The sequence below is a fragment of the Nocardiopsis metallicus genome, assembly GCF_014201115.1.
Classification (GTDB): Bacteria; Actinomycetota; Actinomycetes; order Streptosporangiales; family Streptosporangiaceae; genus Nocardiopsis; species Nocardiopsis metallicus.
Genome location: NZ_JACHDO010000001.1, coordinates 6,616,310 through 6,640,254, shown reverse-complemented (window position 1 = coordinate 6,640,254; position 23,945 = coordinate 6,616,310). Strand labels below are relative to the sequence as shown.

Genomic DNA, 23,945 nt, shown 5'->3' with positions numbered 1-23,945 from the left:
GCCTGGTACCCGCTCGCTCAGGCCGAGCGCCTGGTCGGCTCACGCATCGCGCGAGCGACCATGGCACCAAAGTAAGGCGGCTACCCGGCCCCGCTGAAACCCGCCCTGCGTTGACGAAACCTCGCCCGTATCAGCCCAGAAGGGAGTTGCTGGTGATTCCCGAGGTCCTCGCGGCCCTGCGTTCTGGGTATGCCCTGGCCCCTGTGCGTTTGGAGCGTATCCATGGCGGTCAGAGCACGACCAATTACCGGGCCAGGTGCACTGGCCACGACCTGTTCGTGAAGGTCTATCCCCGCGGGGCCCACCTTGAGGATGAGCGCCACGCCATCGAGCTCACCCGGCTGGCTGGCGACGACGGTGTGCCCACGCCCCGTGTACGGGAATCCCTGGACAAGGAAGTCCTGCACCGATCCGGACCAGTCGCGGTCTCGGTGTGGGAGTGGGTTCAGGGCCACCCCGAGCTTCAAGGGCTCACCCGTCCCCATCAGGAAGCCGTCGGCCAGACCCTGGGGCGGCTACACCGGGCGTTCTCCCGACACCCGCTCAGCAGTGCCCGCTCTCCTTGGGTGCAGGAGTGGTACGCCCCAGACCTGAGCGCCATCCGAGAACGCGCCGAAGGTCTGCTCGGCCTGATCCGAGGCCGCACCCGACACGAGGACTTCGACTCCCTCGCAGAGCGCACTCTCACCGAACGGCTGGCCATGCTTGAAGAGGTGTCTGGCCTGCTGGCTGAGGTGCCCCGGGGCTTGACCACGCAGGTTCTGCACGGTGACTACACCACGCCGAACCTTTTGTTCAACGGTGAGGACCTGACTGCGGTGATCGACTTCCGTCCCCCCGTGCCCTACTTGCTGGCCTGGGAGCTGGGACGTATCGCCTTCGACCCGCGGACCCTCGCCCTGACCGATGAATGGATCGGTTCCGCGGCCACACTCATCAGCGCCTACCAGGACACCAACCCCAACGTTGACCCACAGGACGTGCTCGTCTGTGGCCGGGTGATCCTCATTCAGATGCTGACCAGCCTGTATGGAGTCGAACAGCACTACCGCTCCCCTGGCCTGCTTCAGGACGATCTGGACCGGTTCTGGGAGCTACGCCATCAGGCAGCCCGGCGTCTGCTGGAGAACCTGGAAGCGGCGGAGTCGATGCTTCACCGTCTCGCGTCACCGCAGGGTTCTCGCTGACAACGAATGCTGCTCGCTGTCTTTGCGTTACCTTCCGCTTTGCGAGTAGGTAGGTGCCTCAGACCGTCGGCTGAACCAATACCCACGACCCCTTCGACACCCATCGTTCTATCGCCGAAGCCGGGTGAGCTACCGAGAGCTCAGCGGTAGCGATCCGAATTCGCTGCGGGCCCTGAAAGGATCGTGCCACGATCTTGGCATGCAGGAGAACCAGGCCGCCCCCATGCCCAACGCCACCGCAGTGCACACGGACCTTGAAGCCGAGGCGCGGCGGGCAGCGATGGTCGAGCGGATCAAAGACCGCCAACGCACACTCGGTGCCCCACTCCCGACCAGGATCGAACACGCGCTGACCGTGGTGCCCCGGCACCTGTTCACACCTGGCGCGAGGTTGGAGTCCGCCTACGGCGATGGGGCGGTGATCACCAAGACTGACGCATGCGGCGTCAACCTCAGCTCGGTCTCAGCACCAGCGACCATCGCCAGCATGCTCGGCCAGCTCGCTGTTGAACCCGGCCAGCGGGTGCTGGAGATCGGCAGTGGCGGCTACAACGCGGCCCTGCTGGCCGAACTGGTCGGCCCCGAAGGTGAGGTGACCACGATGGACATCGACGCCGAGGTCGTGGACCGGGCCCGGCAGTGTCTGGACCGGGCAGGGTATGGCCGGGTACGGACCGTGTGCGGCGACGGAGTGTTCGGTGCACCAGACTTCGGCCCCTACGACCGGCTGATCGTCACCGTGGGCGCCGAGGACATCCCTGCGTCCTGGATCAATCAGCTCACCTCCCAGGGGCGAATGGTGGTGCCCTTGCGCACCCGCGCCCTGATGAGGTCTTGGGCTCTGGACCGTGACGGGGACCGGCTGGTCAGCCGATCTCACCTGATGTGCGGGTTCGTGCCGATGCAGGGGGTGGGCAGCCGCCAGCGTGCCCGAGTCGACCTGCAGGGCGGAGCCGTCACTTTGTGGGCCGATGAGGGCCCCGAGGTCGACGCCTCTGTGTTGGAGGAGGCGTTGTCTTCCCCGCGTGTTCAGGCGTGGTCGGGTGTGACTCGCAGGCGTGGCGAGCCTTTCGGGGATCTGGACCTGTGGCTAGCGACCACGTTGGAAGGCACGTGCGTACTCACTGCCACTCAGGACGCTGTGAACCGGTCCGTGGTCGCCCCGTCCTGGCGTCTGGGAACCCCAGCGTTGGTGGAAGGAGCAAGCTTGGCCTACCGCGCCAAGCAGCGCCCCGTCGGAGACGACGGTGACACCTTCGAGTTCGGTGCTTTCGCCCACGGCTCCGACGCCCAGCGCCTGGCCGCGTTGCTGGCCGAACGGTTCCGCGTGTGGGACAGCCACGTACGTGGCCGACTCAAACCGCAGATGGAGGTCTGCCCTTCCAGCGCGAACGACCGCGACCTTCCCAGCGGTTGCGTGGTGGATAAGCCGCACAGCCGCATCGTGCTGTCCTGGCACGCACCAACCACCTAGCCCCCCTTTCACCCAGCGATTGGAGAAAGGAGCACATGCGCCTTGCCCGTACCGGTGCCCGTGCTCGTAGTAGGCAGCATCGCGAACACGTGCTTGCGCCGTTGGCGGGCGAGTCTGCTCGCCAGGGCGTTCTTGTTCAGGGCAAGACGTGGTGGTCCCACTCCTGACCCATCGCCGAGCACGTCACCCGATAGGAACCACGGCCGGGGTCAGCCTCCAGGAAGAAGGACTCGAGCTCCGGGAGCCCAGCGTCCTGCAACTGCCGGTAGGCCTGGGCCAAGGTATCGCCCAGAGGACGTTCACCGCCGCCGGTGACAGTCCCGTCCGGCCAGATGTAGGCCCATGCCTGGCCAGCGCCCATCCACACGATCCGGCCATGGCCGCCCTGGAAGGGGCGCACTCCGGTCCCCAAGCGCACCCCGGGCAGCATGAGCATGAGCTGGGTCATCATCCCCGAGCCGATCAATTCAACGGACCCGACCGGGAAGTCCGCCGAGTGCGTGGGCCGTTGGCCTAGCCCGGGAAAGGGCAGGCTTCCGGGGCGCTGAGTGCGGTCTCGCATGAACGCGGCTTCCCGCACGAACGTCCCCACGCCCTTCTGTGCGTCCTTGCGTAGTGCCACGACGGGTGTGCTGCGCGCGGCGGGGTGGGGGCTCCAAGGGAGCACGAGTGGTGCACCTTGTTCAGCGGCGGCGAGCAACTCGGCAGGGATCTGGGTCGCTGCGCAGGTGGCGATCACGGCGTCGTAGGCCTGCCCTGCGGGGGGTACGGCGGCAGTGCGGACGTGGACGCCGAGCCCTTCAAGCCGCTCTCGCGCCAGCGCCGCCACACCGGGGTCGATCTCTATCGAGGTGACCGCCCCCTTCTGGCCAACGAGCGTAGCGAGGATTGCCGCGTTCCATCCGGTTCCGGTGCCGACCTCGAGCACCCGCATACCTTCGCTGATCCCAGCAGCGGCGATCATGTCCGCCATGACCTGGGGGGCCGAGGACGAGGAGCTGGGTTCGTTGCGTGGTCCGCCGCCGCCGTCGTTGGCCTGGGTCGTGACCGCGTCGGAGCCGTAGACCAGACGTGCCCAGCGGTCGGGGTCAGCGGTCCGGTACAGCGGCAGGCCGGTGGCGTCAGGCCAGACCATGTCAGGGATGAATCGGTGCCGGGGATGGGCTGCGAAAGCGAGGCGGATCGGGTCGTCGGTGTCGAGCCGCTCCACCAAGGCCGTGTGGAGCGCGTCGAGGTCCTTCACTTCTCTCCTGTCCCATCACAGCCGGTGCACGTGAGGACTTCCTTATGTGTCCAGCCGCCACCGCTCCCATCGCCATCAGCGTTGACCTCAACGCTGCCTTCACCTTTGCACATAGAGCATTGGGCCACGGGGGAACTCCTTGTTCAGTGTCAGGGCCTGATGGTGCTACCCGGAGGGAAGGGATTTAGGGGCGGGCCTTGCCGAATCCGGTCCCCGGACCGTGAGCACTGGCTGAGTGCACCCGATGGCCCGTACAGGGAGTCACCAGAACAGGTGGGTGCGTTCACCGTCGAGGTAGCGGCGGGCAGCGATGAACATCCGAAGGTAGAGCTGGTCGAGGGACAGGTAGCCGGGGATCAGATCTTCGCGCGTCAGGGTGGTCTCCTGGATCTGGTGGTCTCCACCTTCGGGGTCGCGGACCAGGTGTCGTGTGGGGATCTGGGTGGCCTGGCCTGTGGTCAGGGCGGTCGCGTCGTCGAGGTGGAGTTCGACGAGGCTGGACACCTCGGCGTCGTCGAGGGGGATGTCGGACAGGTCGAGGGCCAGGGGCAGCAGGTGCCAGTACTGGAATTCGTGCTCGATCCACCCGGGGGCGAGGGTGACGGCGGTCTGTCGGATGCCCAGCGGATGCAGCTCGGTGTAGGGGATGTCGAGACCGAGCTCCTCGCGCAGTTCACGGACCCCCTGGGGGATGGTCTCGCCTGCCTCGTAGTGGCCGCCGACAGTGAAGTCGGCGTAGTCGGGGCGGTCGAAGACGTACCGGCCGGGGGCTTTCTTCTGCAGCAGTACGGTCTGGTCTTTGGGGTTGAGTGCCAGGCAGGAGAAGGTGTGGTGCCATAGTCCCCTCTCGTGGGCGACCTTCTTGTCCTCGGTGCCGATGGGTTCGTTGCGGTCGTTGTAGATGTCGATCAGCATGCGGCCTGGTCTCCCCGCGGAGTGGTGGGGTCGTGCCAACGTTGCGGTGCTTGGAGGTGGCGGTGGGGTTCCCCGACCGTAACCCAGCGTGCTGCCAACCGGTGGACTCGAACGTCTGCGAGCTGGGCGAGCTTGTCGACGGCCAAGCCGAGGTCGACCTCGCTGCCAGCCTCAGGGCGGTCTCACAGTCAGGGGAGGGTGGAGGGCCGCAAGGCGAGCCAAGAGAGCACGGCCAGCGGTTCATCCACGGTGCTCGGGTCGGCTCGTTGCCGAATCCTGGCGACCTGGTCGCCGCCGGGGTGGTGACGTCGATGGCACCGAACGCACCGATCTGTTCGCGAGCGATCTGCTGGGCGGCGATCACCGCCTCGGTGCTGCGGTCACCAGCCAACTCTCGCCTACTGGTCAGATCAGCGCCTCCGGGGCCGCCCAGCAGGACATCGTTGCCGAACGCCACCAGGAACATTCTCCACGTCGGCCAGAAGGTCGACGAGGCTCAGCGACGGGGCGGCGTTACCGTACCCGGCGATGAGGTCCTCGGGGGTGAAGATGATCGGGAGGCCGCCGTGATCGCGCAGGTAGGTGACGTAGCCGGGGGCGATGGTGTCGTCTGGCCTGCTGACGACGTGGACGTGGTCGGCTCCGGCGGCGGGGCATTCGTCGATGACATGGCCGAGCACGGGCTGGCCTCCGAGCGGCAGCATCTTCTTGGGGACGCGCTGGGTGAAGGGTCTGAAGCAGGTGCTGTTCCCTGCTGCGGTCACCACCGCTGGCATGCGGGGCGTTGTCATCTACAGGCCTCCGGTCGAACAGCTAGGCCCGGAGTCGTCCGTGCCCCAGTAGAGCTGGGCGATCGGATCACGTGGCTCAGCGGTGGGGATACATCAACTACCGCCTGTGCCCTATCGGGAAAGGAAGATCAGTCGTATAGGCGTCCCAGAAGAGCGCCCTGCCCGGACTGCAGGATGTGCGCGCCCTCCAACGGGATCCAGAAGCACTCGAGGTGGGTGGGATCCTGCTCGCCGTCGTGGTCCTCCCGGCTAGCCCAGCGCTGCCGTGTAGGCTCGGCCAGCTCCAGGTGGAAGACGTGACGGTTTTGGAGCTCGAACCGGTAGGGGCTGATGTCATACTCGGTCTCGCCGAGCTTGCGCACGATCTTGAAGTCCTTCAGACCTGTCTCCTCGCGCGCTTCGCGCAGGGCCGCTGCCTCGGGGGTCTCACCGTCGCGGATGCTGCCAGCCGGGACCTGGATACCGACTTCCTCGTAGGTGTAGTCGGTGTGTCGAAACACCAGTAGCCGCCCATCGCGCACGATGTAGCACAGCACCTTGTCCTTGGTGACCTTCTCATTCACGGGAACTCCTCTTATCGGTGGGAGGTCTGGTTCATGGAGGTTGACAAATCCACTCACGCAACCTCGTCTCCCCTGTACTCCTCGCCGGTCGGGGCCAGCAACGCTACAAGGCCATGGATGTTCGTTTGGGCGAACTCGGCAAGTTGGGTCGGTAGCAGGTTGATTTTCGAAAGGGCAGCGCGTGTAGAAGGAAGGCTGACCACTTCGTAGATTCCACGCCCGGGCTCGGTGAACTCGACTCCAGTACGGCAGGCCAAATTCATGGAGCACAACCGAGCGGTGAAGATATGCTGAAGGCCCACGCCTTCGGCGAGGTGGTCCGTGACGAGGAAAACCTGGCGGGCCTGGTCAATCTTTCCCCCGAGCTCCTCGAAGACCTCCCGGTGCAGTGCAGCCTCGGCGTCAGTGTCTTCCTGCTCCAACCCGCCACCCACCGTGACCCAGTAGGGCTCCCGCCCTGGCTTGGTGCGCTTGATGAGCACCAATCGCCCTTCTGAGTCGAACAGGAGCACGCGGGCGCTCTGCTTGATGATCTTGACCATGTCTACTCGTTCCTGAGCTCGGGGTCACGCAAGTCACGTGCCCGATGGGCACCGGTTTCTCCACGCACCTGGCGGAGATCATGCAAGCTGAGTCTCTGACCATCTCGCCCGCCAAGGTCAGCGCCACCGCGCTCTGTTGCACGGCCGGACCGAATAGGAGCCAACCAGGTCATGCTCTCTCAGGACACGGCGAACCCGCCGCTGGCATTGGATGACTTGTCGGTCGTGGACATCAGCGACGTCCTCGCTCAAGCCCAGGAGCAGCTGGGGTGTTCCTTCAGCCGAGAGGGTGCCCGCTACAGCCGTGTCAACGGCACCGCCGGATTTCCCACTGCTACCGGAACGTGGGTGCGTCTGTCCTGGCGCCGCACCGCACGTATGAACGCGCACTCCTGGACCGGAGCCGAGGCGTCGGCGGCAATCCAGGGGGTGCCCCGCCCCTGGTGGATCGCCGCGGCCACCTGGGTGGACCGTGAGCGTGGCGTGGTGTGGAAGGCCGAAGAAACTACTTTGGCCCCCGCTCCTGCTGTTTCGACTACGGCTGGCATCACTACCGACCCCGGCCTGCCGGGCTCATGGTGGGATGCTCTGCACACCGCTCTGGGCTCCCTCGCCGAGCACAGCACCAGTCGTGTCGCTTTGGAGCAGGCCCACCTGACCCGACGTATCCAAGAGGTCTACGGCACGCGCATCGACACACACATCCCCGAACAGGACTGGGTATGCGCCCACGGTGACCTGGGTTACGCCAACATCACCGGACCCGAGTTCATGCTCTTGGACTGGGAGAGCTGGGGCTTAGCGCCCCGCGGTTGGGACGCTGCCTGCCTGTGGTCGGCCTCCCTCGGCGTCCCGGAGGTCGCTGAACGCGTCCGTGTCCAGTTCGACGATGTTCTGTCCACTCAGGCGGGGCGCCTGTGCCAGCTCCTGCTGTGCGCCAACGTGGCCCGAGCAGCCCAGCGCACAGGAAGGACACTGCCGGTCGGGCCGCTGATGGCTGAGACCGCGGACGTGCTCTTGGCCGAACTCTCCTGAGCAACCAGTATGGCGATGGTGCAAGGTACTGCGGATGGCATTCACTTCGACAAGTGCAGACCTGGCCCCTTGAGCTGGTGCCCGCCCAGGACGTGAACATGGACCAAGAGATCGCAGTCCTCATCAACCCCCAGTTGGGCTTGGGCTTGGCCATCAAATCGGTTGCGCTCGGGCACCAGAAACCGCGACCAAGTCCTCAACGAAGCCGGGGTAGGAGGTGGCTACTGATCCCCACCCGGTGATCGTGCTCTGCCCGCTGGTTCGGGCCACGGCCGCCACGGCTGCGGCCATCGCGATGCGGTGATCACCGGCGCTGTCCACCTGCCCGGGAGTGAACGCCCTATCCCCCTGGCCGTGGATGACCATGCCGTCTGGGCGCTCCTCGGCCCGCACCCCGAACGCGTTCAGCATCGCCACTGTGGAGGCGATTCGGTCGGATTCCTTGACCCTCAGCTCCTCGGCTCCGGTGATGACCGTGGTGCCCTTGGCGCCGGCCGCTGCGACGGCTAGCACGGGGATCTCGTCAACGATCCCGGGCACGTCGGCGCCGGTGATCTCTACCCCGCACAGCGACGCGGCGGCCACACGCACCGATCCGGTGGATGCTTCCATCTGCACGTCGGCGCCCATGCGGCGCAGGACGTTCAGGAAGTCTGCCCGACCGAACCCGAGGTAGAGGTTGGGCATCTCGATCTCACCGGCTAGGGCGGCGGCTACGGCCCAGAACGCTGCCTGGGATGGGTCGCCCGGAACGTGGTGCCCGGCCGGTGTCAGGGGGCCGGGGTGCACGGTGACCGCGGTGCCGTTGATCTCCACCCGGGCTCCGGTCGCCAGGAGCATCTCTTCGGTGTGGGCGCGGGTCGGGTGCGGCTCGACTACCGTGGTCGGCCCTGCAGCGGACAGTCCGGCCAGGAGCAGGCACGATTTCACCTGTGCGGACGCCGCCGCGAGCTCGTAGCTGATCCCGGTCAACCCTGCGCCGCGGATCACGAGCGGAGCGAGATGGCCGTGGTCGCGAGCGTCCACCTGTGCGCCCATGAGCCGAAGAGGTTCGGTGACGCGGCCCATGGGGCGCTGGCGCAGGTACTGGTCACCTGTCAGGACGCTGAGTCCGTCGAATCCGGCGCACACCCCAGAGAGCAGCCTGATCCCGGTTCCGGCGTTGCCGCAGTCGAGCACGTCGACGGGTTCGTGGCGCAGCCCGCCGTGTACGACCACGGTGCCATCGGGCTGATCAGTGAACTCCACACCGAACTGGGCGAGCGCGCCGCGGGTGTGGGTGGGGTCCTCGGCTCGGGACAGCCCGGTGATGGTGGAGGTGCCCTCGGCGAGCGCGGACAGAATCAGGGCCCGGTGGCTGATGGATTTGTCGCCGGGCACCTGGACAGTGCCCTTGACCCCGCTGGCCGGGGCGGAGACCGACAGGACTGAGTCGTGCATGGGTTCTCGATTCAGTTGGTTGGTCCGGCTCAACCACGCTCTCGGGGGTTGAGGACATGTCCGACGCTAGCGAAGGCGCGGGGCTGGCAGAGGGCTTTCGCTCCCAGAGGCCGCTAAGGGCTGTTCCGTGTTTGGGCACTCGTAGGGTCTTCACGAGGTTGGCCTAGCCGAGACGGAGATGGGTGCGTCCGGCCTATGGGCCGAGGCGGGGTTAGTGCCCAGGAAGCGCCACGCGCCGGGGCCGCGGCTTTGTCAGAGCCGCCCTGAGGGCCGACCTGTTCCCCTATTGGCCCTGCTGACACATCGCAGACCGATCCTGGCCAAGGACATGACACAGCGTAGCGCCAGGGCTACCGTGGCGTTGAACTGTCCCCCGGCTCCGGGAGGCCTGACGTGGGCAAACACAGCGGCCCAGACAGACCCAGACCAACGTGGCGGCCCCAAGGACGATGACTCCCAGCACCCCAGCCCGCACGGCGGCGGTGGAGAAAAGCAAGGCAAGTAGTGGTCGACCCCCACATCGAACGGAGGGTAGCGCTGGCTGCCCTTCTTGCTGACCGCGGCATCCTCAACGACCCGGCCTGGCACCGGGCTCTGGAGCAGGTCCCACGACACCACTTCCTTCCCCACACCGTGTGGGGCAAGGACCTCGACGCTGGTGACGGCCGTCTCGTCTCTGTGCCCCGCTCGCATCCGAACTGGTCGCGCTGGGCCTACGACGACGTCTCCGTCATCACCCAGGTCGATGACGGCCGCCCTCTTTACCCAGACAGGCGGGGTGATCGGGCCACTTCCTCGGCCTCTCAGCCCTCCCTAGTCGTGGAGATGCTCCAAGCCCTTGACGTGAGCGAGGGCATGAGTGTGCTGGAGATCGGCACCGCGACCGGGTACAACTGTGCGCTCTTGTGCGAACGAATCGGTGATGAGCACGTCACCTCCATCGAGATCGACCCGGGCCTGGCACGGCAGGCCGAAGCGAATTTGACCGCAGTCGGCTACCAACCTCACCTGGCCGTAGGTGATGGTGCCTACGGTGTTCCGGGACAGGCACCCTTCGATCGGGTTCTGGCCACTGTGGCAGCCCAGGACATCCCTGGTGCGTGGATTTCCCAGACCCGGCCTGATGGTGTCATCGTCACCCCGTGGGCGACCGGATTCGCAACCACCGCTTTGCTGGCTCTTCCCAGATGAGGGTGTAGGTCGGCCGGGCGCGTCGGTCCGCAGATAGACGTCGAGGTCTCCCGACGATGGAGGTTCCTACGCCATCCGTCCGAAAGACCTCGACGTGACCGACGCTACCCCGCCGGCCGGCTTCGGCCGCCCTGACCTGACCGCCTTCGCGTCTCATCCCAGTCGACCCTGATCGAGTCTGCTGACCCCCTCGACGAGAACGCAGCGACATCACAGCCACCCAACCCCGACCGTCCGGGAAGCCGGGACACGTCACATGACCTGTGCTGCGGGCGTGTCGAGTGGGTCGTCCAGGGGCGACGCAGGAGCGTCGACGCGACGTGCTGAGAGGTGGTTCCAGTCGAGCGCTAGGACACCGGCTACAGGCATGGCGATAGGTCAGGAACGGCGTCGCTCCCTGCGCAGGAGGGAGCGCAGAGTCTCGGCGTTCGCGTAGCCGACCCGTAGCGCGATCTCGGCGGAGGTGAAGTCCGTGGTTGCTGAGAGGTGCCGAGCTCGTTCGATGCGAAGCCGTTGGACGAAGCCGAGCGGAGTGAGGTTGAGCGCCGCACGGACTCGTCGTTCGAGGGTGCGCCGGCTGGTGCCGAGCGACTGCGCGACGAAGGCGACGTTGAACGGTTCGTCCAGGCGGGCGCGCACGAAGCGTTCGAACTCGACGACGATCGGGTCCTCGTGCCGGAGATGTTCGTAGGCGACGAAGGCCGCCTGCGACGGACGCTCGTCGATGATGAGGAGCTTGGCGACATGTTGGGCCAGGTCGGGGCTGATCGATCGCACGAGTGAGAGCGCGAGGTCGATGTGGGCGAACGCGGCGCCGGCGGTGACGAGGTTCCCGTCGACCACGACCATGGTGTCGAGATCGAGGGCGACGGTCGGATAGCGCTTCCGGAACTCCGGCCCCAGGAACCAGCTGGTCGTCGCCCTCCGATGATGCATCCGTCCGGTCTCGGCGACAGCGAACACGCCGGTGCACGCCGCGGCGATCCGGGTGGTCGCCTCGTCGAGGCGCCCGAGCGAGGCGATGACCGAACGAGCATCTCGGCTCTGGAGGACGTCGTTGGTAGCGGCGGCCGTAAGGGTTCCAAGCGCAGGGACGACGACCACGTCGAACTCTCCGGACTCCGACAGCGGGTGGTCCACCGACAGGGTCATCGATGCCGTCGTGGTCACTCGCCGTTTCGGTCCGAGGATGGCGAGTTCGATCGGGTCGATCCGCGGGTCGACATCGCCGCGGGCTCCGTCGGCCACCCGCACGATGTCGATGATCGACGCGATAGCCGAACCGAAGCAGCCGTCGATCGCGATCAGTCCGATACGCATGACGTAAACAATAGCAATACTGCCGTATACGCCACTCCCCACCGGCCCTCGCTCGTCATACGCTGAACTCGTCCCACGAAGAACCCCGACGTCAAGGAGAGTCCCTCATGTCCACACCCGCATCACTTCCGTATGCCTTCGTCGCCAAGATCGTCGCGGCCGATGGACAGCACGACGCGGTCGCCGATCTGCTCGCCGGCGCTGTCGCACTCGCCAACGAAGAAGTAGGAACGATTGTCTGGTTCGCGGTCAGGACCCACGCCGACACCTTCTGGATCTTCGATGCATTCCCCGACGAAGCCGCTCGCGACGCCCACGCCAACGGCGCCATCGTCGCAGCCCTGATGGCCAACCAGCACCTCCTCGGCGCAGCACCCGAGATCCTGGCGGCCGACGTCCTCGCGTCCAAGCTCCCGTAGTCCGCCAACGCACGAGACGATCGCGCCCCGCCGAGCCGTCGCCAGGTCGCGACGCAACGCCACGCTGCGTTGCCGAGCGGTGCGAGGCCTATCGGCACACGGACAGGATGCCGGCCGCGAGCGCTCAGCCGGCGAGGGGTCCGTCGCAGAGGAGAGCGACGTCGGTGTCGGGCAGAGCCGTGAGGGGTCTTCTCAGATGACGGTGTAGGTCGGCCGGGCGCGTCGGTCCGCAGATAGACGTCGAGGTCTCCCGACGACGGAGGTTCCTACGCCATCCATCCGAAAGACCTCGACGTGTCCGACGCTACCCCGCCGGCCGGCTTCGGCCGCCCTGACCTGACCGCCTTCGCTCGACTCGACGGCCTCGGTCTGAGCGTGACCGGACAACGACTTGAACCGGATCGTGCGGTCCTCGTGTGCCGCGTGGTGGAACCAGATCAGTGGTGCCGACGGTGCGGCAGCGAAGGCGCCGCTCGTGACACCGTGATCCGGCGGTTGGCCCACGAGCCGCTGGGCTGGCGACCGACCGTGCTGGAAGTTGTAGTGCGCCGCTACCGCTGTGCCGACTGCGGACACGTGTGGCGCCAAGACACCAGCGCCGCGGCGGAGCCACGCGCGAAGCTCTCGCGCACCGGGCTGCGGTGGGCGCTGGAAGGGATCGTGGTCGCACACCTCACCGTCGCACGTGTCGCCGAGGGACTCGGGGTCGCGTGGGACACCGCCAACAACGCGGTCCTGGCTGAAGGCAAGCGGCTGCTGATCAACGACCCCACGCGGTTCGAGGGCGTGAAGGTCATTTGATGTTGCTTCGGTTCAGTAGACACCTGTGAGCTGGGGTTTTACGCGGCCTGAGGCAGCGCCGCAAGCCTGTCTTGAGCAGCTTCAGTGTGGCGACGTTCATACTCAGCCGGGCTGAGCTGACCATTGGCCGAATGTCTGCGCCAGGGGTTGTAGAACCCCTCGATATAGGAGAACACCTCCCGTTCCGCATCCGACCTGGTGGCGAAACGGGTGCGATCGATCAACTCGGTCTCCAACGACGCGAAGAAGCTCTCGGTGACGGCGTTGTCGTAACACGACCCCGTCCGCCCCGTCGAGGGAGCAATCCCCGCCTCTTCGCAGCGGCGACCAAAGGCCAGACTGGTGTATTGCGACCCCTTGTCCGAGTGATGGATCAGCCCCGGGCCGGGACGACGGGCACTCACCGCCATGGCCAGCGCGTCACAGACCAGATCGGCACGCATGTGAGGGGCCATCGCCCAGCCCACGATGCGGCGCGAGAACAGGTCCATCACCACCGCCAGGTAGATCCATCCCTGGTCGGTGGGCACGTAGGTGATGTCGGCGGTCCATTTCACGTTCGGGGCAGTGGCGGTGAAGTCGCGTCCCACCAGGTCGGGTGGGGCCGAGGCCATCCGGTCCTGAGCGGTGAGGCTTTTGCGGCCGGTGCGGCGGTGCACCCCGACCAGCCCCTGAGCGCGCATGAGCCGGGTGATGCGGTTGCGTCCCACGCGCTGCCCGTCGAGCTCGGCCAGGTCGGCCTGGATCCTGGGGGAGCCGTAGGTGCCGCGGGAGCGCTCGTGGTGGCCCTGGATGCGCTCGGACAACTCGGTGTCGGAGCGCTGTTTGGCCGTGGGGCCGTCCTGGATCCGGTGGTGGTGCTTGTAGTAACCCTGCCGCGATACGCCGAGCAGCTGGGACATCAGGGAGATGGAGTGGCGTGTCTTTTCTTCGTCGATCAGTCGGAACATCACCGACTGCTCTCCCGGACGAAGAAAGCCGTGGCCTTGCGCAGGATCTCGCGCTCTTCGCGTAGTTGGGCGTTCTCACGGCGCAGGCGAGCCAGTTCGGCCTTGTCGTCGCTGGTGGTGCCTTCTGCCTGGCCGGAGTCGATCTTGGCCTGGTTGATCCAGGTGCGGATCGTTTGGGAGGAGGGCTCGAACTCGGTTGCGAGGTCCTCGGGGCTGCGGCCGGAGCGGGCCAGCGCGATGATCTGGTCGCGGTACTCCGGCGGGTACGCGGGTCGGGTCTTGGGCACTTCAAACTCCTCGTTCGATGACAAACTACCCGAAAGCGGGCATCTGTCCACCGACCCGAAGCAACTTCAATTGGCGTCGATGAGCACGTCTGGCGCCACACCAGGCGTGGCGACAAGTACGTCACCGTGATCATCGACCTCACCCCGGTCCGCGATGGCGCCGGCCCAGCAAGGCTGCTGGACATGGTCGAGGGCCGGTCGAAGGCGGCGTTCAAGACCTGGCTCGCCGACCGCGACGACGCCTTCCGTGACGCGGTCGAGGTGGTCGCGATGGACGGCTTCACCGGGTTCAAGACCGCCGCTGCAGAGGAGATCCCGGACGCGGTCACGGTGATGGATCCCTTCCACGTCGTGCGCCTGGCCGGTGACGCCCTCGACAGGTGCCGGCGCCGGGTCCAACTCGCGATCCACGGGCACCGTGGGTTCAGGGACGACCCGCTCTACAAGTCGCGGCGCACGCTGCACACCGGCGCGGACCTGCTCACCGACAAGCAGAGCGACAGGCTACGCGCGCTGTTCGTTGATGACGCTCACGTCGAGGTCGAGGCGACCTGGGGTGTCTACCAGCGCATGATCGCCGCCTATCGCCACGAGGACCGGCAACGTGGCCGCGAGCTCATGGAGAAGCTGATCACCGACCTCAGCGCCGGCGTCCCCAAGGTGCTCACCGAGCTCACCACCCTGGGCCGGACCCTGAAGAAGCGAGCCGCTGACGTGCTCGCCTACTTCGAACGACCCGGCACCAGCAACGGGCCGACCGAGGCGCTCAACGGACGGCTCGAACACCTGCGCGGCTCCGCACTCGGGTTCCGCAACCTGACCAACTACATCGCCCGAAGCCTGCTCGAGACCGGCGGCTTCAGACCCCAACTTCTACACCCCCGATTGGGATGAGCCGCTTTGCTTCGGCTAGTTGTCAACGATGGTGAGACCGCGCACGGCCAGGTCATCGGTGATGCTCCGTTCATGTGGCTGCGTGCCCAGCGGGTCCCCCGAGGTGACTGGCGGGATTACGTTGCTGAAGACGCCCCAGACGCTGTCGAGTTCCGGACCATTTTCGACCCCATGCCGGTCTGCGACGCCGACCCCGCGGGAGGGCTGGCCCTGGTTATCGGAGTGCTTGTCCCCCATCTGAGCACGGTCTGCTACCGCGCAGCGGACGACAGTGGCGAGGCGACTGTGTACCTGTACGACCGGCGTGGTTCCTGGGCCCTGGTCGAGTACGTCCCCATCGACGACGACTTCGAGGCGTACCGAGGCGGCCCCCGCGATCTGTGCGCGGAAGTCGACCAGGCTCACCGTGCTTGGAAAACGGCAGGGCGACCAGCCCGTGACCGGCTTGGCGTGACTATCTCGGTCCAGGGAAGCCGACAGCTGTGGGTGGACACACCTCAAAATCCCCTAAGAAGTCGGCCTGCCGCAGATGAGTGGAGCGGCTTGGGCCCCAAACCAGGATTGCCTTCGAAGCCGTGATGCACCGCGAACCTGGCCTGCGGAACTGAAGCGCCCTTCGGGGGTGGGCGTGCCGGCGGATCTCCTTGGAATCAGCCATGTGATTCGTCGGCGTGCTCAGTTTCGTGTGGCAATGATGGCCTCGGTGCGCACACGCTCGTGGAACGCGCCGTCCGGAGTGTGCTCGGCCAGGGCCGCGCGTAGATCAGCGTCAAAAGCTGCCTGGTCTGGACCCAGCTGGGCGGGGCTGGAATAGCTGTAGGAGTACTGGAGATTCACGACTTCGTCCAGGGTGCGGGTGACGGTGCGGTCCCATGAGTGCTTCTCGACGACTGAGAAGGGAGAGCGCGCCAAGACCTGTTCATGCCGTTCCTTGGGGTGGCTGTACGTGCCGCTTCCAGCACGCCGTTGTGGTCCGAGGTAGCGGATACGAACCTCGTCAACCACGGCCTTCCAGTCCGGTGGGTCGATATCACCCGGTGCGCCGCCTGAGGCCAGCGCCACCCCGCCGCCCGGTTCCACGAGAGTGTTGAGGTCCTGGAGAATCTGGTCGCGATCCATCCAATGGAAAGCCGCTCCCATCACCACCAGGCGCACGGGCTCCAGCCCCATATGAGTCATGCTGGTGGAGTCGCCTTGGATCCAGGTGATGTTGGGCAGACCGCGGCGTTCAGCAGCGGCACGGCCTTCGGCGAGCATCCCTGGCTCAGGGTCGATCGCGATGACCTGTCCGGTTCGTTCGGCCAAGGGCAGAGCAAGGACCCCGATACCGGTGCCCAGGTCCAGCACCCGAGTATCGGCGTCTAGGGCGAAGCGATCGGTGAGCAGGCCATAGAGGTCGGGGGCGTATCCGGCCCGGTAGTGGTAGTAGGGCGCGGTCGAAGCGAAGAGGGCCGCAGAGTCGTGCTGGCTCATGGTGTCTAGTGTGCCTGGTCAAGATCGTGCAGGAGCTCAGTTTGAGCTGATCAGGGTTGGTTGTTGGCCCACAGTTCCACAGCATGAGCTCCACACTCCCTCACACAGCACAAACCGGCCGGGATCTGATGATGGATTCCCGCATCGCATCAGCGTTCAGGAAGACAAAGGCTTGCCGTTAACAGTGGCTCCGGATTGGACAAGTGGCAGGTCAGGTGCGCATTCCCAGCCAGTGCGCGAAGTGCGCCGCGCTCGCCGAAGACCGCCGCTGCTCGGAGACGATGACGTGCATGGTCTCGTGAACCTGGGGGTGGTAGCGCGTCTGCTGCGGTGCGATCTGGCGCGCCCGGTTCAGCGCTTTCAGCGCTGCCGCGTGGTCTCCGTCCATCGTCCAAGCGCGTGCCACGTCCTGCCAGTGACGTCCGGCCCGGGTGGCCCTCACATCGCGGGGAAGCCGAATCCGGGACCCAGTGCGCGCGGCCTGCCCCGGGTCACCGCACTCCAGCTCGACAGATACGCGGTGGATCATCACGTTGCCCGGCCCGAAGTTGGTGTCGAACTGCTCAGATTCGCATCCGATCACCGCGGCCAGCCGTTCGGCCTCGGCAAGGTGTTCCCTGGCCCGATCGGCGTCACGGTCACGCGCAGCCAGGACCGCACCGCGCAGGTGCGCCGACCCGGCCAGAGCGATGCTCCCCTCCTCCGCTGAAGAGCCGATGAGATCCAGGGAGCGCTGGACGCACCGGTGTCCGGTGTCGTAGGCGGCGTGGGACATCAACAGCAGGGCCCGATGCTGGAGCGCGTGAGCGGCCAGAAGGGGCTCTCCTGCCTGGTCGGCTGCCTGTTCCATACGGTCGAGCAATGCGATGGCTATGGTCAGGCCGCCGAGCCGGTAGGTGAGCTGGGAGGCGTTGCCCCAGGTGCGCGCCAGCAAGCTGAACAGGTGCTCACGTTCGGTCTGCGAGGTCGTGGTGTCGAGGGCTCCATAGAGCTGCCGGAGTAGAACGGGAACCTGGTTGAGGGCCCGGTGGGAGTGGTCGTTGTGGCGGTCCGCTCGGATGGAGTCCAGAGTGCGGATGAGCTGGTCGACGGGAGCCGGTTGCGTCCCCCGCGCATAGGTGCCTTCAGCGAGGAGCGCCTGGAGCGCGGCGATACCCGAAGACACTCCGCCGTCCTGGGCCAGCAGATCGTGGAAGGGTTGGCCGTACACATCCTGAGGTTGGATACCCAGGGCTTCAGCGGTGGCGGCGACGAAGTGCGCGGAGGCAGGTTCGCGGCCCTGTTCGACGGCGCGGACCATGCTCAGGCTGTAGTTCGCGCGCTGCGCTAGAGCCTGTTGGCTCAGTCCGGCGAGCTTGCGGGCGATGGCGATGCGTTCACCGATCGATGCGCCACGGTCGGTGTCGGTCATCAGTAGTTTCCCTTCAGCACACGGCACGTCCTGCCGTCAGGGTACGCAACCACGATGGTGCGTGGCATAGCGGACTGGCACTTCACTGTCACTCCGCACTGCCTGCGTCCGGTTACCTTCGGTAGGGATCTAGTGGTGCCCATCACACACTGGTGGCGCTGCATCCTCTATCCGGACCAGCCTTTCGACTCACGAAAAGGGTGCCATGACGAGCACATCCACCCCTTCAGCGAACTCCCTGCGCGAGGCGATGGTCCGTGAGGTGGTCGCCAACCGCGCCCACGTCGGCGTGCCGCTGTCCCCGGCTGTGGAGAAAGCCTTGGCGCAGGTACCCCGTGAGGCGTTCCTGCCTGGACTGGACCTGAAGGAGGTCTACACAGACCAGGCAGTGGTCACCAAACGCGACAACAAGCGCGGCGTCGCCCTCAGCTCGGTGTCGGCCCCCACAGTCATCGCGCTCATGCTCGACCGCGCCGACATCCGCCCCGGACACCGGGTTCTGGAAATCGGCTCCGGCGGGTACAACGCCGCCCTGATCAGCGAACTGGTCGGCGCCGACGGGCAGGTGACCTCGATCGACATCGATGCCGAGGTCATTGACCGCGCCCACCGCTGCCTGGTCGGCGCTGGATACACCGACGTGCACCTGGGCGTCGCTGATGGCGAGTACGGCTTCGCTGACCGGGCACCGTTCGATCGAATCGTCATCACCGCCGGCGCCTGGGACGTCCCTGCGGCGTGGGCGGAGCAGCTCGTTCCCGGGGGGCGCCTGGTGGTGCCCAAGCGCATCCGCGGCCTAACCCGCTGCCTAACCCTGGAACACCACGGCCAGGGCCTTTGGAGTGCGCTGGCCCAGGACATGTGCGGGTTCGTGCGCATCACCGGGGCAGGTGAGCATTGGGAACAGATGCCCTACCTCAACGACACCGACGGCCGGCGCGTCGGTCTGCGCCTGGAAGACGGCCCCGACGTTGACGTGCAGCCGCTACGTGAGGCGCTCATCCAGGAGCCCACCACCGTCTGGGCCGAGGTCCTCATCGCCTACGACGAAGCCACTGACGCCCAGGACCTGTGGCTGGCCACGGTGATCGACGACTGGGCGTTGCTCACCGCCGACCCCGGCGCGGTCAAGGCCAAAATCGTCAAACCCACGTGGAACCACGGCACCCCCGCCCTGATCGCCGCTGATGGGGCGAGCTTCGCCTACCGCACCCTGCGCCGACACCCCGACCTCGAGAACCGGTGGCAATTTGGTGCCATCGGCCACGGACCCTCCGGGCCGGATGCGGCCCAGCAGCTGTGCGCGCTGATGGAGGAATGGGACCGGCACCACCGCGGTGGCCCGGGCCCGGACATCACCCTGGTGCCCGCCCACACCCCCGATGACCAACTCCCGAGCGGACGTGTCGTGAACAAGCGGCACACCCGCATGGTCCTGCACTGGGCCACCACCCCCTAAGGAAGAGGAGAAGGCACATGCCCACCCGAGAAGCCCTCGACGTCCTGGAAACCCCCACTGGCGAGTTCACCCTCCTGCCCCAGCCGGGCCAGGAGGACCCCTTCGATCTGGGCCTGCACACCCGCGCCCTGGCCGCGACCGGCTTCACCTGGTCGATGACCAACGACGGCTGCAACCCCACCTGTCAGAGCGCCTGCTCGCCCAGTTGCACCGATGAGGGCAACAGCGAAGAAAGCGACAGCTGACCTTCTTACCATGGGTCGCCCCTGGCCACCGGCCGGGGGCGACCGCGCGTCCCACACCCCCACAGCACCTTCAGGAGACCGCTTCGTGTACCGCCTCCTGCACTCCGCTGCCCTCACCCTCCGCGCCACCACCCAACCCCCCATCGACGACCCCTCTCCCTGGCCGGACCCCGACCGCGCGGACCCTGAGCAGCTCCGCACCTGGACTGTGGACACCTGGCAGACCAGCCTCGGACTCGCTGATGCCCTCGACGTGGCCAGCCCTTCACTGACCCGTCGACTCCACACCCTGGCCGGCCCCGACCCCGTGCCCGCACGCAAGGTGCGCCGCACTGCCGTGTCCCTCATGCGCTACCTGCTGCGTGCACAGACCCGACCTACTCCGCACGGGCTGCTGGCCGGTGTCGCCCCCTTCACCACAGGTGAGCGCACGCACGTCCGCTGGGGCAGCGACCACCGGCCTGTCGCACGCCCTGACGCGGCATGGATCAGCGCCTTCTCCCGCGCCCACGCCGATCGCCACGACCACGACCCCCTCGTGGTCGCCTCCCGCGTCGCGCACCTCCAGGGGGATCGTTGGGTGCTGCCTTGGGCCGCTGGCACCAGCAACCCCCAGACCGCGGTATCGGAATCGGTACGTCACACCCCAGTGGTCGCCCACCTCATGGCATCCGCCCAACACCCCACCCGCGTCGGCGTTCTCATCGACGGGCTCGCCCACGCCTATCCCGACACCGACCGGGCGGTGATCACCGACGCCGTAGACCTGCTGCTCCAGCGCCGCTTCCTCATCAGCGCCGCCCGCCCCCCGACCTGGGCCACCGAACCTCTGCACCATCTGGCCCAGCACCAGCCACTCCACCCGGCGCTCCAGGACGCCCGTGCTGCCCTGGAGGACCACAACCACCCCGCCACCCCACCCGAGCAGCGCCGGGCCCTACGCCCGACCGTGATCGAACACCTGGCCCGAGCCCACCCCGATGACGCTGCGCTGGCGGTGGACACCCGCCTGGACGTCGACCTCACCCTGCCCGCCACTGCCCTTTCCCCGGCCTTGGACGCGACCCGCCACCTGGCCCGGTTGGCCCCCGACCAGGAAGGTGACCCTGTGTGGGTCGACTACCACACACGGTGCTTGGAAACCTACGGCCCCGGTGCCCAGGTACCGCTCCTGGACCTCATCAGCCCTTCAGGGATCGGCCTCCCGGCCACCTACCGCGGCTCCCACCTTCCCCCACCCACGGCCAGCGGACACAACAGGCAACGGAACCGGGCCCTGCTCGCCGCCGCCCACACCGCGGCCCTGCACGGCCTCGCCGAGATCGTCGTGGAGAACACGCCCGCCCTGGATGCCTTGAACCCACCAGCCCGCCCCGCCCCGCACCTCGAGCTGCGCCTGCAAGTGCACGCCGCCACCCCCGGCGTCATCGACGCAGGTGAACACACCCTGTGGATCACCGGTGTCTCCCGGGGCGTGGGTACCCTCACCGGACGCTTCTCCCACCTGCCCGGCATGGCCGACCACAACGCCTTCACCACCCTGCCCACCCTCACCCGTGGCGCACTACCGGTGCAGATCCTCGCCCCGCCCATGGCCGATACCGCCACCCACATCAGCCGCGCCCTTCCCCTGGCGCCGTACGTGCTGCCCATCGACGAACACCCGCCCCCCGGTAAGGAAGCCATCGCCCTGCCCCACCTCACGGTGCGCATCGACACCGACCGGCTACGGCTGGTCGACACCCATCGGGACCGAGTCATCGAACCCTTCCTGGCCTCGGCGCTGGAACCGCACCACTACACCCACCCGCTCGCCCGCTTGTGCTACGAGCTGCCCCGCGCCCGCACCACACCGCACCTGATGTTCACCTGGCCCGCGACCACCAGCACCTACACCCACCTGCCCCGCATGCGCACCGGCCCCGTCATCGTGGCCCCGGCCCAGTGGCGTGTGAACGCCACCGACGACCTACACCGCATCCGCCCGGCCCTGCCTTCACGGGTGCTGCTCATCGACGGCGAACGTCACCTCGCCCTGGACCTGGATCAACCCGCCCACCGCCACCTGTTGCGCACCCACCTGGACCGCCATCACACCGCCACCCTCACCGAAGCACCCGCTCTTGACGCCTTCGGCTGGTGCCAGGGCCGCGCCCACGAGATCGTCCTCCCCCTGGCCTGCACCGCGCCCCCCACCCCCGCTCCGACCCGCCTGTCACCCCCCGTGCCCGCCAAGCAGACCACCCCCGCAAGGCCGGACAGGCAATGGATGAGCGTGCACCTGTACACCGACCCGCACCTGTTCACCCCCCTGCTCACCGACCACTTGACCCACGTGTGGTCCCTGCTCGGCCACACCCCCCAGTGGTGGTTCGTGCGCTACAACGACTCCGTCGGCCCACACCTCAGACTCCGCCTGCACACCCCACCAGGCCACCCCGACCCGACCCACGCCCTGGGCGCCTGGGCTGAGAACCTGCGTACGGCGGGCATGCTGCGCTCCTGGTCCCTGCACCCCTACCTGCCCGAAACCGGCCGCTACGGCGAGGGCGCCACCCTGGCGTCCGCACACACCCTCTTTGAGGCCGATGCGGCCGCGGCCCTGACCCAGCTCCGAGCCGCAGACCACGACCCGTCCCGCACCCACGCCCTCACCGCCGTCTCCCTGCTCCACCTGATCACCACCGCCCAGAACACCAACTGGGCCGTGAACCATCTGCCCCGCTCCCGCACCCCCTTGGACCGGCCCACCCTGGCCCTCGCCGAACAGCTGTGGGAACAACTCCTTACCCGAAGACTCCCCGAGCCCCTGTTCCAGGCCTGGCACGAACGCACTACCGCACTCACCACCTACCTGCACCACCTCGGCTCCGCCTCAGCCACCACGGTGCTGCCCTCCCTGCTCCACATGCACCACAACCGTGTCCACGGCCCCGACCGCGACGACGAACACCGCACCCACGCCTTGGCCCGCACAATCGCCCTGGCCCACCAGCACCGGCACGAGGCAGCACCCCAGTGACCACACGCCTGACTGCGCTCCTGGAATCCCTGGCCACCCCCGACACCGCATCCGCCGCCCCTGCGCTGTGCCTGGCCACGGGCCACCTGGGCCCAGCGCTGCTGCACCTGATGCACGACCCCGACCGGGCCCACCCCTGGATCCAGGCCGCCACCTCAGGCGGCCTGACCACCGACCGCGCCACCCTGTTCTACGGACTCCCAGCCCTTGCCTTCGTCTTGTCCTACGCCCCCGAGGACCGCTACACGCGCGACCGGGCACTACTCACCCGGCACCTGACCGATCTTGCCCACCACCGCACCCGCACCGCACACCAGCGCATCGACCAACACCGCACACCCACCTACAGCGAATACGACCTGATCAGCGGACTAACTGGCATCGGAGTCGCACTGATGCGCACCGCCCCCCACAGCACAGCCCTGGAACAGGTCCTGACCTACCTCGTCCGTCTGACCGAACCCCTGCCCACCGACCAAGGGCACAAGCCCGGCTGGTGGGTCCACCACGATCCCCGCATGATCAACGACCCCGCCTTCCCCCACGGCCACATGAACCTGGGAATGGCCCACGGCATCAGCGGAGTGCTGGCCTTCCTCTCCCTCAACCACCGCGCAGGCCGCCACGTCCCCGGACAGCAAGGCGCCATCCGACGCCTGTGCGAGACCCTTGACCTGTGGCAACGTAGCGACACCCACGGCTCATGGTGGCCCGGCTGGGTCACCACACCCCACCCCGAGCAGCAGCCACAGCCGTTGAACCGCCCAGGCCCGCCCTCCTGGTGCTACGGCACCCCAGGAATCGCCCGAGCACGCCAACTCGCCGGCCGCGCGCTCCAGGACTACACGCTGCAACACACCGCTGAACACGCACTCCTGGCGTGCGTCCAACGCGCCAACCATCAAAACTCCAGCAACGATGATGGCTTGTGCCACGGTAGTTCCGGTCTCCTCCAAACGCTGCTCCGTGCCACCCACGACCACGCAACAACAACGCAGGCCAACGAGTTAGCGCAAGCCACCGATGAAATTCAGGCCGCCCTCATGAAGAGCCCTCGCTCAGGAGAGGCAACAGACATCGGACTGCTCGAAGGCCGCACCGGAACAGCGCTAGTCCTATCCACCCGCACAGGCTCACATACACCCGCTTGGGACACCCTTCTCCTACTCGCTGATGAGCCCCACCACGCACACGAACCAGCACCCATCCGTGCGAGGACGAGCAGGGCCTGATCAGCGATTGACGCACCCGAGGTTCGCGCCGCCGCTACCTACGCGCCCCAG

Annotated in this window: 20 protein-coding genes and 2 pseudogenes; 11 read left to right on the top strand and 11 right to left on the bottom strand. The window is 67.0% G+C overall.

From position 1 onward, the window contains the following. The first annotated feature begins 152 nt into the window (after positions 1–152). Positions 153–1,187 carry a phosphotransferase enzyme family protein gene (locus tag HNR07_RS29280; protein ID WP_184368861.1) on the top strand — a complete coding sequence of 345 codons (1,035 nt, stop codon included), beginning with the start codon at positions 153–155 and terminating at the stop codon, positions 1,185–1,187. Between the two features lie 199 nt (positions 1,188–1,386). After that, entirely contained in the window at positions 1,387–2,661 is a 1,275-nt protein-coding gene (gene fxlM / locus HNR07_RS29275) for a methyltransferase, FxLD system (protein WP_184368858.1), read from the top strand. A 136-nt stretch (positions 2,662–2,797) separates the two neighbouring features. Here the strand turns inward: fxlM (HNR07_RS29275) and HNR07_RS29270 are convergent, their stop codons facing one another. The 5 genes from HNR07_RS29270 to HNR07_RS29250 all read right to left on the bottom strand — a co-directional run bounded on the left by HNR07_RS29270 (position 2,798) and on the right by HNR07_RS29250 (position 6,715). Next, a complete protein-coding gene (locus tag HNR07_RS29270) occupies positions 2,798–3,904 on the bottom strand; it encodes a protein-L-isoaspartate O-methyltransferase family protein (protein ID WP_184368855.1) in 1,107 nt (368 codons plus the stop codon). 261 nt (positions 3,905–4,165) lie between these two features. Next, complete coding sequence (locus tag HNR07_RS29265; protein WP_184368852.1) at positions 4,166–4,819, bottom strand: NUDIX hydrolase; 654 nt, start codon at positions 4,817–4,819, stop codon at positions 4,166–4,168. 410 nt (positions 4,820–5,229) lie between these two features. Next, positions 5,230–5,595 carry an NTP transferase domain-containing protein gene (locus tag HNR07_RS29260; protein ID WP_184368849.1) on the bottom strand — a complete coding sequence of 122 codons (366 nt, stop codon included), beginning with the start codon at positions 5,593–5,595 and terminating at the stop codon, positions 5,230–5,232. A 143-nt stretch (positions 5,596–5,738) separates the two neighbouring features. Further along, on the bottom strand, positions 5,739–6,173 hold the full coding sequence (locus tag HNR07_RS29255) for an NUDIX hydrolase (protein WP_184368846.1): 435 nt from the start codon (positions 6,171–6,173) through the stop codon (positions 5,739–5,741). A gap of 53 nt (positions 6,174–6,226) precedes the next feature. Next, positions 6,227–6,715, bottom strand: coding sequence for an NUDIX hydrolase (locus tag HNR07_RS29250; protein ID WP_184368843.1), 489 nt, complete (start codon positions 6,713–6,715; stop codon positions 6,227–6,229). A gap of 171 nt (positions 6,716–6,886) precedes the next feature. Between HNR07_RS29250 and HNR07_RS29245 the strand changes: the two genes are divergently transcribed. Further along, positions 6,887–7,750 carry a protein kinase family protein gene (locus tag HNR07_RS29245; protein WP_184368840.1) on the top strand — a complete coding sequence of 288 codons (864 nt, stop codon included), beginning with the start codon at positions 6,887–6,889 and terminating at the stop codon, positions 7,748–7,750. A gap of 153 nt (positions 7,751–7,903) precedes the next feature. Here HNR07_RS29245 and aroA read toward each other — a convergent pair whose 3' ends face one another. Beyond that, positions 7,904–9,190: a 3-phosphoshikimate 1-carboxyvinyltransferase gene (gene aroA, locus HNR07_RS29240; RefSeq protein WP_184368837.1), complete on the bottom strand. Its 1,287-nt coding sequence runs from the start codon at positions 9,188–9,190 to the stop codon at positions 7,904–7,906. Positions 9,191–9,694: 504 nt separating this feature from the next. Between aroA and HNR07_RS35755 the strand changes: the two genes are divergently transcribed. Continuing rightward, positions 9,695–10,381, top strand: coding sequence for a methyltransferase domain-containing protein (locus HNR07_RS35755; RefSeq protein ID WP_184368834.1), 687 nt, complete (start codon positions 9,695–9,697; stop codon positions 10,379–10,381). A 378-nt stretch (positions 10,382–10,759) separates the two neighbouring features. Here the strand turns inward: HNR07_RS35755 and HNR07_RS29230 are convergent, their stop codons facing one another. Further along, positions 10,760–11,701 (bottom strand): GlxA family transcriptional regulator, encoded by a 942-nt coding sequence (locus HNR07_RS29230; RefSeq protein WP_087096044.1) that lies wholly within the window; start codon positions 11,699–11,701, stop codon positions 10,760–10,762. 107 nt (positions 11,702–11,808) lie between these two features. On the opposite strand from HNR07_RS29230, the gene HNR07_RS29225 reads away from it, so the two are divergent. Next, positions 11,809–12,120, top strand: coding sequence for a putative quinol monooxygenase (locus HNR07_RS29225; RefSeq protein ID WP_033107114.1), 312 nt, complete (start codon positions 11,809–11,811; stop codon positions 12,118–12,120). 294 nt (positions 12,121–12,414) lie between these two features. After that, positions 12,415–12,918: pseudogene (locus tag HNR07_RS29220) on the top strand (ISL3 family transposase); the annotation flags it as partial. Between the two features lie 41 nt (positions 12,919–12,959). Here the strand turns inward: HNR07_RS29220 and HNR07_RS29215 are convergent. Further along, positions 12,960–14,158 (bottom strand): IS3 family transposase gene (locus HNR07_RS29215; RefSeq protein ID WP_184368831.1). Its coding sequence is split into 2 segments (ribosomal slippage): positions 12,960–13,915 and positions 13,915–14,158, totalling 1,200 coding nucleotides; the frame shifts between segments, so codons are not numbered across the junction. A 48-nt stretch (positions 14,159–14,206) separates the two neighbouring features. Between HNR07_RS29215 and HNR07_RS29210 the strand changes: the two are divergent. After that, positions 14,207–15,052: pseudogene (locus tag HNR07_RS29210) on the top strand (ISL3-like element ISPfr2 family transposase); the annotation flags it as partial. Between the two features lie 15 nt (positions 15,053–15,067). Here the strand turns inward: HNR07_RS29210 and HNR07_RS29205 are convergent. From HNR07_RS29205 to HNR07_RS29195, 3 genes are all read right to left on the bottom strand, one after another. After that, on the bottom strand, positions 15,068–15,457 hold the full coding sequence (locus tag HNR07_RS29205; RefSeq protein ID WP_184368828.1) for a hypothetical protein: 390 nt from the start codon (positions 15,455–15,457) through the stop codon (positions 15,068–15,070). Positions 15,458–15,727: 270 nt separating this feature from the next. Beyond that, the gene (locus HNR07_RS29200; RefSeq protein WP_184368822.1) at positions 15,728–16,525 is read right to left on the bottom strand and encodes a class I SAM-dependent methyltransferase; all 798 of its coding nucleotides are present in this window, start codon (positions 16,523–16,525) and stop codon (positions 15,728–15,730) included. Positions 16,526–16,736: 211 nt separating this feature from the next. Next, complete coding sequence (locus HNR07_RS29195; RefSeq protein WP_184368819.1) at positions 16,737–17,936, bottom strand: helix-turn-helix domain-containing protein; 1,200 nt, start codon at positions 17,934–17,936, stop codon at positions 16,737–16,739. 205 nt (positions 17,937–18,141) lie between these two features. On the opposite strand from HNR07_RS29195, the gene fxlM (HNR07_RS29190) reads away from it, so the two are divergent. The 4 genes from fxlM (HNR07_RS29190) (at position 18,142) to HNR07_RS29175 (ending at position 23,894) form a co-directional block, all read left to right on the top strand. After that, on the top strand, positions 18,142–19,395 hold the full coding sequence (gene fxlM, locus HNR07_RS29190; protein WP_184368816.1) for a methyltransferase, FxLD system: 1,254 nt from the start codon (positions 18,142–18,144) through the stop codon (positions 19,393–19,395). Positions 19,396–19,412: 17 nt separating this feature from the next. Further along, a complete protein-coding gene (locus HNR07_RS29185; protein WP_184368813.1) occupies positions 19,413–19,640 on the top strand; it encodes an FxLD family lantipeptide in 228 nt (75 codons plus the stop codon). Between the two features lie 85 nt (positions 19,641–19,725). Then, positions 19,726–22,662: a lantibiotic dehydratase gene (locus HNR07_RS29180; protein ID WP_184368809.1), complete on the top strand. Its 2,937-nt coding sequence runs from the start codon at positions 19,726–19,728 to the stop codon at positions 22,660–22,662. Continuing rightward, positions 22,659–23,894, top strand: a complete 1,236-nt coding sequence (locus tag HNR07_RS29175) for a lanthionine synthetase C family protein (RefSeq protein ID WP_184368806.1) — start codon at positions 22,659–22,661, stop codon at positions 23,892–23,894. Before HNR07_RS29180 ends, HNR07_RS29175 begins: the two co-directional genes overlap by 4 nt. Positions 23,895–23,945 lie beyond the last annotated feature (51 nt).

What these genes read in the sequence shown, in the direction of transcription:
- HNR07_RS29265 (WP_184368852.1), bottom strand. Translation starts at nt 4,819, where the DNA reads ATGCTGATCGACATCTACAACGACCGCAACGAACCCATCGGCACCGAG.
- HNR07_RS29185 (WP_184368813.1), top strand. Translation starts at nt 19,413, where the DNA reads ATGCCCACCCGAGAAGCCCTCGACGTCCTGGAAACCCCCACTGGCGAG.
- fxlM (WP_184368816.1), top strand. Translation starts at nt 18,142, where the DNA reads ATGACGAGCACATCCACCCCTTCAGCGAACTCCCTGCGCGAGGCGATG.
- aroA (WP_184368837.1), bottom strand. Translation starts at nt 9,190, where the DNA reads ATGCACGACTCAGTCCTGTCGGTCTCCGCCCCGGCCAGCGGGGTCAAG.
- HNR07_RS29245 (WP_184368840.1), top strand. Translation starts at nt 6,887, where the DNA reads ATGCTCTCTCAGGACACGGCGAACCCGCCGCTGGCATTGGATGACTTG.
- fxlM (WP_184368858.1), top strand. Translation starts at nt 1,387, where the DNA reads ATGCAGGAGAACCAGGCCGCCCCCATGCCCAACGCCACCGCAGTGCAC.
- HNR07_RS29225 (WP_033107114.1), top strand. Translation starts at nt 11,809, where the DNA reads ATGTCCACACCCGCATCACTTCCGTATGCCTTCGTCGCCAAGATCGTC.
- HNR07_RS29260 (WP_184368849.1), bottom strand. Translation starts at nt 5,595, where the DNA reads ATGCCAGCGGTGGTGACCGCAGCAGGGAACAGCACCTGCTTCAGACCC.
- HNR07_RS29230 (WP_087096044.1), bottom strand. Translation starts at nt 11,701, where the DNA reads ATGCGTATCGGACTGATCGCGATCGACGGCTGCTTCGGTTCGGCTATC.
- HNR07_RS29195 (WP_184368819.1), bottom strand. Translation starts at nt 17,936, where the DNA reads ATGACCGACACCGACCGTGGCGCATCGATCGGTGAACGCATCGCCATC.
- HNR07_RS29250 (WP_184368843.1), bottom strand. Translation starts at nt 6,715, where the DNA reads ATGGTCAAGATCATCAAGCAGAGCGCCCGCGTGCTCCTGTTCGACTCA.
- HNR07_RS29200 (WP_184368822.1), bottom strand. Translation starts at nt 16,525, where the DNA reads ATGAGCCAGCACGACTCTGCGGCCCTCTTCGCTTCGACCGCGCCCTAC.